Genomic DNA, 404 nt, shown 5'->3' on the forward strand with positions numbered 1-404 from the left:
TTTCAGTGGCAGGGCTGGCGCTCAAAGCCGGCGTGAACGCGAATCTGCTGCGCCGATGGATCAGGCTGCATGAGCAACGCCGCCGCGCCGCGGGGGTGCCGGATATTGTCGATGATGCGACGACACTCGCCGTGCCATCGGCATTTGTGACGGTCCGTGAGGCTGGTCGCGGTGAGGTCGTTGAGCGGACCAGCATCTCGAAGCCCGCCTTCGAGCCTGCGGGCACAGATCCGGCCTTGCGCTCGCAACTGACGGTGGAGATGCCCAACGGGGTGACGCTCCGGCTTGACTGCACCGCTGGTGATGCGTCGCTGGTATCGGCCATGATCGAGAGTCTGGGACGCTGCGATGTTCAGACTCGACGCTAGACTCAAGGTGTATGTTCATCGCGAAGCCGTCGATTT

General features: G+C 63.1%; 1 protein-coding gene. It reads left to right on the forward strand.

The features are described from left to right. Positions 1 to 368 (forward strand): IS66 family insertion sequence element accessory protein TnpB (locus tag P0D80_RS51340; RefSeq protein ID WP_408296674.1); only part of this gene is annotated, 368 nt, incomplete at its 5' end. Positions 369 to 404 lie beyond the last annotated feature (36 nt).

Source organism: Paraburkholderia sp. RL17-373-BIF-A (genome assembly GCF_046030175.1).
Lineage (GTDB): Bacteria > Pseudomonadota > Gammaproteobacteria > Burkholderiales > Burkholderiaceae > Paraburkholderia.